This window comes from Micromonospora maritima (genome assembly GCF_902825405.1).
Lineage (GTDB): Bacteria > Actinomycetota > Actinomycetes > Mycobacteriales > Micromonosporaceae > Micromonospora > Micromonospora maritima.
The window spans coordinates 1-2855 of sequence record NZ_CADEAU010000608.1; the positions used below are offsets into that span (position 1 = coordinate 1).

A 2855-nucleotide genomic window follows, 5' to 3' on the forward strand; every position below is an offset into this window, starting at 1 on the left:
CCGTCGACCGGTCCGGCGTCGCTGGCGGTCACGTTCGCCGAGGCGGAGCGCTGCCTGACCGCGCTGGGCGCGCTCGGCCGGGCCGGGCAGGGGGCGAGCACCGCGGAGCTGGGCTTCGTCGGGCTGCTGCTGGGCGCGGTCGGCGACTCCGGCGACCGGGACGTGACCCGGTTCCTCACCGCGACCGTGGGGCCGGTGCTCGACTACGACGCCCGGCGTGGCACCGCGCTGGTGAAGACGCTGGAGGCGTACTTCGGGGTGGGCGGCAGCCTGGCCCGGGCGGCCGAGCAGCTGCACGTGCACGTGAACACGGTGACCCAGCGGCTGGAGCGGGTCGGGCAGTTGCTGGGCGCGGACTGGCAGCGCCCGGAGCGGGCGCTGGAGGTGCAGCTCGCGTTGCGGCTGCACCGGCTCCGGACGCCGGCCGGCTGAGCCGGGCGGGTCAGCGGGGGCGCAGGCCGTCCAGGACCGCGTCGACGATCCGCTCGGGCAGGATCCGCTCGTCCTGGTCGGGGTGCCAGTGCAGCATCCGCTGGGTCAGCATCGGCGCGGTGAGCAACGCCATGGCCACCTCGACGTCGAGGTCGGCGCGCAGTTCTCCGCTGGCGACGGCGCGCAGCAACACCTCGCGCATGGCCTGGCGCCGCGGCTCGATGATCGCCTCGTAGGCCTGGCGGTGCGCGGAGCTGCGGCTCACCTCGGGCACCAGGCACGGCATGATCTTGCGGACCCGGGGGTCGACGTGCTGGCCCACGGCGCCAACCAGCAGGACCAGGTCGTCGCGGACGGAGCGGCCGCCGGTGCGGGGCGGGGCGCCCTTGAGCCGGCCCAGCGCGTCCAGCAGCAACGCCTCCTTGCCCGGCCAGCGCCGGTAGATGGTGGCCTTGCCGACGCCGGCGCGGGCGGCGATCGCCTCGATGGAGAGCGCCTCGACGGTGCTGCCCTCGGCCAGCAGGTCGAGGGTGGCCTCCACGATCGCCTCGTCCGCGCGGGTGCTCCGCGGTCGCCCGGGCGACCGCGGAGCATCCGCCGTGGAAGTCATGTCAGACATTGTCCACGAACCTACGCGGTCCCGGCCAACTCCCGCTCCGTGGCCGGGGCGGCGTCGGGGGCGACGACCGGCCGGCCCGGCATCCACCGCAGCACGATCACCATGCCGAGCGCCGCCACCAGCGCGGAGATGCCGGCCGCCCAGTGCATGGCCGAGACGAACGAGTCGTTGGCCGCGTCGATCAGTCGCGGCGCGGCCGGGCCGAGCCGGTCGGCGACCGCGTACGCCCCGGAGACCGACTCCCGGGCCGCGTCGCGGACCGGGGCGGGCAGGGCGGCGACCGCCGGGGCGACCTGGTCCCGGTAGACCGCGGAGAGCACCGAGCCGAGCACCGCGACGCCGAGCGCGCCGGCCACCTGGCGGATGGTGTTGCTGACCGCCGAGCCCACCCCGGCCTTCTCCCGGGGCAGCGCCGACATGATCGACTCGGTGGCCGGCGGCATGATGTTGGCCATGCCGGCGCCCTGGACGAAGCCCAGCGCCGAGAAGATCCAGATCGGCGTGTCCGCGTCGATGAAGACGAACGCGGCGAGCGCGATCGTGGTGAGCAGGAGCCCGACCGCCGCCACCGTCCGGCCGCCGTGGCGGCGGACCATGGCCGCGCTGCGCGGCGCGAAGATCAGCTGCGCGGCCGCGAACGGCAGGAACAGCAGGCCGCTCTCCAGCGGGCTGTAGCCGCGCACCAGTTGCAGGTAGAACGCGCCGAAGAACATCACGCCCATGGCGGCGAAGAAGACCAGGCCGACCAGGGCCACCGGGGCGGCGAACCGGGGCACCCGGAACAGCCGCACGTCCAGCGACGGGTGGTCGCTGCGCAGCTCGTGGGCCACGAACCAGCCGAGCACCGCCAGGCCGCCGACGATCGCCACCCAGACCTGCGGGCGGTCGAAGCCGTGCTCACCGCCGTCGATGATGCCGTAGGTGAGGGCGACCAGGCCGACCACGGACAGCAGCACGCCGAGCAGGTCGACCCGGCCGGGCGAGGGATCGCGGGACTCGGGCACCAGCACCGCGACCAGCACCACGCCGAGCGCCACCACCGGCACGTTGATCAGGAAGACCGAGCCCCACCAGTAGTGCTCCAGGAGCGCGCCGCCGAGCACCGGGCCGATCGCCACGGCGAGGCCGACCGCGCCGGCCCAGACCCCGATCGCCTTGGCCCGCTCGCGGGGGTCGAACACGTTGGAGATGATCGACAGCGTCACCGGCATGATGGCCGCGCCGCCGACGCCCATCAGCGCCCGGGCGGCGATCAGCTGCCCCGGGTCCTGCGCGTACGCCGACAGCAGCGAGGCCAGCCCGAACAGCGCCAGCCCGAGGATGAGGAAGCGGCGGCGGCCGAGCCGGTCACCGAGCACGCCGAAGGTGAACAGCAGGCCGGCGAAGACGAGCGTGTAGGAGTTGATCGCCCATTCCAGCTCGCCCTGGGTGGCGCCGAGGCCGTGCACCGGGTCGGCCAGGGTGCGCAGCGCGACGTTGAGGATGGTGTTGTCGAGGACGACCACGAGGAGGCTGATCACCAGCACCCCGAGGATCGCCCACCTCCTCGGGTGTCCCGTGTTCTCGTGCGGTTCCATTCGGGTTCTCCCCCCGGTTCACCCGCGTCGGAATACGATACGCGGCAGACTCGTAACGCAGCCGAGCGTAGGTGAGCAGGTTTCGATACGGAACCGGTTCGTATCGAATGTGCGCCAGGTCACGGTCAGGCGGGCGGGCCGGCGGCCAGCGCCAGCCGGAGCACCGCGTCGCGCACCGGCAGCAGGCGCCGCGCCTGGGAGAGCCGACCCGCCCACCGCGCGCCGGC

General features: G+C 74.1%; 3 protein-coding genes. 1 reads left to right on the top strand and 2 read right to left on the bottom strand.

Going from position 1 to position 2855, the window contains the following annotated elements; translation table 11 throughout:
• Nucleotides 1-432, top strand: a 432-nt coding sequence (locus tag HUW36_RS29860) for a PucR family transcriptional regulator (protein ID WP_174531154.1), incomplete at its 5' end; no start/stop codon positions are given.
• Nucleotides 433-442: 10 nt separating this feature from the next.
• Here HUW36_RS29860 and HUW36_RS29865 read toward each other — a convergent pair.
• Entirely contained in the window at nucleotides 443-1051 is a 609-nt protein-coding gene (locus tag HUW36_RS29865) for a TetR/AcrR family transcriptional regulator (RefSeq protein WP_174531155.1), read from the bottom strand.
• 11 nt (nucleotides 1052-1062) lie between these two features.
• Nucleotides 1063-2628 (bottom strand): MFS transporter, encoded by a 1566-nt coding sequence (locus HUW36_RS29870; RefSeq protein WP_174531156.1) that lies wholly within the window; start codon nucleotides 2626-2628, stop codon nucleotides 1063-1065.
• Between the last annotated feature and the right edge of the window lie 227 nt (nucleotides 2629-2855).